We start from the raw sequence: 5,357 nt of genomic DNA, 5'->3' as shown, positions 1-5,357 counted from the left end.
CAACCCCCCCAAACATAAACCCCCCACATCTTCCAATGTGAGGGGTTTGAAATAAGATGCTGACGATGACCTACTCTCACATGGGCGAACCACACTACCATCGGTGCTAAGACGTTTCACTTCTGAGTTCGGGAAGGGATCAGGTGGTTCCATCTTGCTATTGTCGTCAGCGTAAAAGGATTAACAACGCTGTATGAGTCTGTTTTTTTATTTTTATTCAAGATTGATTCAAGCTTGTTAGGTAAAATCTTTACACTTACTTATACAACACATGAAATGGTTTTAAACCACTTGGGTGTTGTATGGTCAAGCCAAACGAGCAATTAGTATTGGTTAGCTACACATGTCACCATGCTTCCACACCCAACCTATCAACGTCGTAGTCTACAACGGCTCTTTAGGGAAATCTTATCTTGAGGTGGGCTTCCCGCTTAGATGCTTTCAGCGGTTATCCCATCCGAACGTAGCTACCCGGCAATGCTTCTGGCGAAACAACCGGAACACCAGAGGTTCGTCCACTCTGGTCCTCTCGTACTAGGAGCAGATCCTCTCAAATTTCCAACGCCCACGGTAGATAGGGACCGAACTGTCTCACGACGTTCTAAACCCAGCTCGCGTACCTCTTTAAATGGCGAACAGCCATACCCTTGGGACCTGCTTCAGCCCCAGGATGAGATGAGCCGACATCGAGGTGCCAAACACCGCCGTCGATATGAACTCTTGGGCGGTATCAGCCTGTTATCCCCAGAGTACCTTTTATCCGTTGAGCGATGGCCCTTCCATACAGAACCACCGGATCACTAAGACCTACTTTCGTACCTGCTCGACTTGTGGGTCTCGCAGTTAAGCGCGCTTTTGCCTTTATACTCTTTGAACGATTTCCGACCGTTCTGAGCGCACCTTCGTACTCCTCCGTTACTCTTTAGGAGGAGACCGCCCCAGTCAAACTACCCACCATACATTGTCCTCGATACTGTTATATCTAAGTTAGAACCCCAACATAACCAGGGTGGTATTTCAAGGTTGGCTCCATGGCAACTGGCGTCACCACTTCAAAGCCTCCCACCTATCCTACACAAGTTAGGTCAAAGTTCAATGTAAAGCTGTAGTAAAGGTTCACGGGGTCTTTCCGTCTAGCCGCGGGTACACAGCATCTTCACTGCGATTTCGATTTCACTGAGTCTCTGCTGGAGACAGCGCTGCCATCATTATGCCATTCGTGCAGGTCGGAACTTACCCGACAAGGAATTTCGCTACCTTAGGACCGTTATAGTTACGGCCGCCGTTTACTGGGGCTTCGATCAAGAGCTTCGCTTACGCTAACCCCATCAATTAACCTTCCAGCACCGGGCAGGCATCACACCCTATACGTCCACTTTCGTGTTTGCAGAGTGCTGTGTTTTTAATAAACAGTTGCAGCAGCCTGGTATCTGCGACTGCCAACAGCTCAAAGAGCAAGTCTTATCACCATCGGCAGCGTACCTTCTCCCGAAGTTACGGTACCATTTTGCCTAGTTCCTTCAGCAGAGTTCTCTCAAGCGCCTTGGTATTCTCTACCTGACCACCTGTGTCGGTTTCGGGTACGATTTGTTTATGACTATCGCTTAGAAGCTTTTCCTGGAAGCATGGTATTTGCCACTTCGCCAGTAAACTGGCTTGCTATCAGATCTCAGTAATAGTCTAGCGGATTTGCCTACTAAACCTACCTACATCCTTCCACCTGGACAACCAACGCCAGGCTGACATAACCTTCTCCGTCCCTCCATCGCATCATAAACAAGTATTGGAATATTAACCAATTTCCCATCGACTACGCCTTTCGGCCTCGCCTTAGGGGTCGACTCACCCAGCCCCGATTAACGTTGGACTGGAACCCTTGGTCTTCCGGCGTGCGAGCTTTTCACTCGCATTGTCGTTACTCACGTCAGCATTCGCTCTTGTGATACCTCCAGCATACCTTACGATACACCTTCACAGGCTTACACAACGCTCCCCTACCACTTAATTGAAACAATTAAATCCGCAGCTTCGGCTCCTAGTTTGAGCCCCGTTACATCTTCCGCGCAGGCCGACTCGACTAGTGAGCTATTACGCTTTCTTTAAATGATGGCTGCTTCTAAGCCAACATCCTAGCTGTCTGTGCCTTCCCACATCGTTTCCCACTTAACTAGGAATTTGGGGCCTTAGCTGGCGGTCTGGGTTGTTTCCCTCTTGACGACGGACGTTAGCACCCGCCGTCTGTCTCCCGGATAGTACTCATCGGTATTCGGAGTTTGCATCGGTTTGGTAAGTCGGTGTGACCCCCTAGCCGAAACAGTGCTCTACCCCCAATGGTATTCGTCCGAGGCGCTACCTAAATAGCTTTCGGGGAGAACCAGCTATCACCGAGTTTGATTAGCCTTTCACCCCTATCCACAAGTCATCCCCTGGCTTTTCAACGACAGTGGGTTCGGTCCTCCGGTGCCTGTTACGGCACTTTCAACCTGCTCATGGATAGATCACTCGGTTTCGGGTCTATACCCTGCAACTAAGACGCCCTATTAAGACTCGGTTTCCCTACGGCTCCCCTAAACGGTTAACCTTGCTACAGAATATAAGTCGCTGACCCATTATACAAAAGGTACGCCGTCACGGAACAAGTCCGCTCCGACTGCTTGTATGCACACGGTTTCAGGTTCTATTTCACTCCCCTAACAGGGGTTCTTTTCGCCTTTCCCTCACGGTACTGGTTCACTATCGGTCAGTCAGGAGTATTTAGCCTTGGAGGATGGTCCCCCCATCTTCAGACAAGATTTCACGTGTCTCGCCCTACTTAATATGTCTCATAAACAGTTTCGCATACAGGACTATCACCTACTATGGTTGGCTTTCCCACGCCATTTTGCTACTGTAAATTTGATCGGCTCCTCCCCGTTCGCTCGCCGCTACTTGGGGAATCTCAATTGATGTCTTTTCCTCGGGGTACTGAGATGTTTCACTTCTCCCGGTTTGCCTTCTATCCAAAGAATAGAATACCTATCTTATGATAGGTGGGTTTCCCCATTCAGAAATCGCCGGGTCACAGGATATTGCCACCTCACCGACGCTTATCGCAGGCTATCACGTCTTTCATCGCCTCTGACTGCCAAGGCATCCACCATGTGCACTTCATTACTTGACCATACAACCCCAAGGGGTCTTATGGGTAATGTGTAACGATTTACCTATGTTTACGCTTGATTCAGTTCTCTTTACTTTATCCAATCACCTTCTATAAAAGAAGTGGAGTGTGATTGGAATGGTTAATTATTTGTTGGAATTAAATAATTAACCCAGACTCATATTTTCGTTGTTAAATAATGATATGAACTTCGTCAGTTCATAAAGTTAAAGCATAAATAAGAAATCTCTTATCAAATTGCTTATGTATGCTTTTGATGTTTAAATATGGTGGAGTTAAGGAGAGTCGAACTCCTGACCTCCTGCGTGCAAGGCAGGCGCTCTACCAACTGAGCTATAACCCCAATATGGTGGGTCTAATAAGACTTGAACTTATGACCCCCGCGTTATCAACACGGTGCTCTAACCAACTGAGCTATAGACCCGTTTTAAACATCTTACTAAAGAACAACTTGTTGTGAATTCTTGCTAATCAGATAATATCGTTAAGGAGGTGATCCAGCCGCAGGTTCCCCTACGGCTACCTTGTTACGACTTCACCCCAGTCATCGACCCCACCGTGGTGATCGCCCTCTTGCGTTAGGCTAACCACTTCTGGTGAGATCAACTCCCATGGTGTGACGGGCGGTGTGTACAAGGCCCGGGAACGTATTCACCGCAGCATTCTGATCTGCGATTACTAGCGATTCCGACTTCATGGAGTCGAGTTGCAGACTCCAATCCGGACTACGATTGGCTTTTTGAGATTAGCATCACATCGCTGTGTAGCAACCCTTTGTACCAACCATTGTAGCACGTGTGTAGCCCTGGTCGTAAGGGCCATGATGACTTGACGTCGTCCCCGCCTTCCTCCAGTTTGTCACTGGCAGTATCCTTAGAGTTCCCGACTTAAATCGCTGGTAACTAAGAAAAAGGGTTGCGCTCGTTGCGGGACTTAACCCAACATCTCACGACACGAGCTGACGACAGCCATGCAGCACCTGTATCAGAGTTCCCGAAGGCACTAAGCTATCTCTAGCGAATTCTCTGTATGTCAAGACCAGGTAAGGTTCTTCGCGTTGCATCGAATTAAACCACATGCTCCACCGCTTGTGCGGGCCCCCGTCAATTCATTTGAGTTTTAACCTTGCGGCCGTACTCCCCAGGCGGTCTACTTATTGCGTTAACTGCGTCACTAAGTCTTCAAGAGACCCAACGACTGGTAGACATCGTTTACGGCGTGGACTACCAGGGTATCTAATCCTGTTTGCTACCCACGCTTTCGAACCTCAGTGTCAGTATGATGCCAGGAAGCTGCCTTCGCCATCGGTATTCCTCCAGATCTCTACGCATTTCACCGCTACACCTGGAATTCTACTTCCCTCTCACCTACTCTAGCCACCCAGTATCAGATGCAGTTCCCAGGTTAAGCCCGGGGATTTCACATCTGACTTAAGCAGCCACCTACGCTCGCTTTACGCCCAGTAATTCCGATTAACGCTTGCACCCTCTGTATTACCGCGGCTGCTGGCACAGAGTTAGCCGGTGCTTATTCTGTGGGTAACGTCAGGGCTAGCTGGTATTAGCAACTAGCTTTTCCTCCCCACTTAAAGTGCTTTACAACCAAAAGGCCTTCTTCACACACGCGGCATGGCTGGATCAGGCTTTCGCCCATTGTCCAATATTCCCCACTGCTGCCTCCCGTAGGAGTCTGGGCCGTGTCTCAGTCCCAGTGTGGCTGATCATCCTCTCAGACCAGCTACAGATCGTCGCCTTGGTAGGCCTTTACCCCACCAACTAGCTAATCCGACTTAGGCTCATCTATTAGCGAGAGCTAAAAGCCCCCTTTCTCTCGTAAGACGTATGCGGTATTAGCGTAAGTTTCCCTACGTTATCCCCCACTAATAGGCAGATTCCTAAGCATTACTCACCCGTTCGCCACTAATCTTCTCTAGCAAGCTAGAGCGTCATCGTTCGACTTGCATGTGTTAAGCCTGCCGCCAGCGTTCAATCTGAGCCATGATCAAACTCTTCAGTTTAATCTTTCTAAGTAACCCATTAAGTGGGTCAATCTTGGCTCATTTATTACTAGCAAATTTGCTCATCGTGTAAATGAATTAACTTTGAGTATTTTTGCTTGATAAATGATAATTTTTGTATTATCTTGTATTAGCAAAAATCCACACAAGTTGTTCTTTAGTTTGGATTTTAAATAGTGT

Annotated in this window: 2 tRNA genes and 3 rRNA genes; all 5 read right to left on the bottom strand. The window is 48.1% G+C overall.

Annotated features, from left to right (window positions below):
* Positions 1-57: 57 nt before the first annotated feature.
* Positions 58-171, bottom strand: a 5S ribosomal RNA gene (gene rrf, locus ACERC6_RS10015).
* Positions 172-302: 131 nt separating this feature from the next.
* Positions 303-3,160 (bottom strand): 23S ribosomal RNA (locus tag ACERC6_RS10010).
* Between the two features lie 267 nt (positions 3,161-3,427).
* Positions 3,428-3,503, bottom strand: a tRNA-Ala gene (locus ACERC6_RS10005).
* A 4-nt stretch (positions 3,504-3,507) separates the two neighbouring features.
* Positions 3,508-3,584, bottom strand: a tRNA-Ile gene (locus ACERC6_RS10000).
* A 61-nt stretch (positions 3,585-3,645) separates the two neighbouring features.
* Positions 3,646-5,177 (bottom strand): 16S ribosomal RNA (locus tag ACERC6_RS09995).
* The 16S, 23S and 5S rRNA genes sit together here with 2 tRNA genes alongside, the layout of an rRNA operon.
* Positions 5,178-5,357 lie beyond the last annotated feature (180 nt).

The sequence above is a fragment of the Moraxella sp. E33BD genome, from assembly GCF_041807865.1.
GTDB classification, from domain to species: Bacteria; Pseudomonadota; Gammaproteobacteria; order Pseudomonadales; family Moraxellaceae; genus Moraxella; species Moraxella haemolytica.
This window is presented reverse-complemented; position numbering and strand designations above follow the sequence as displayed.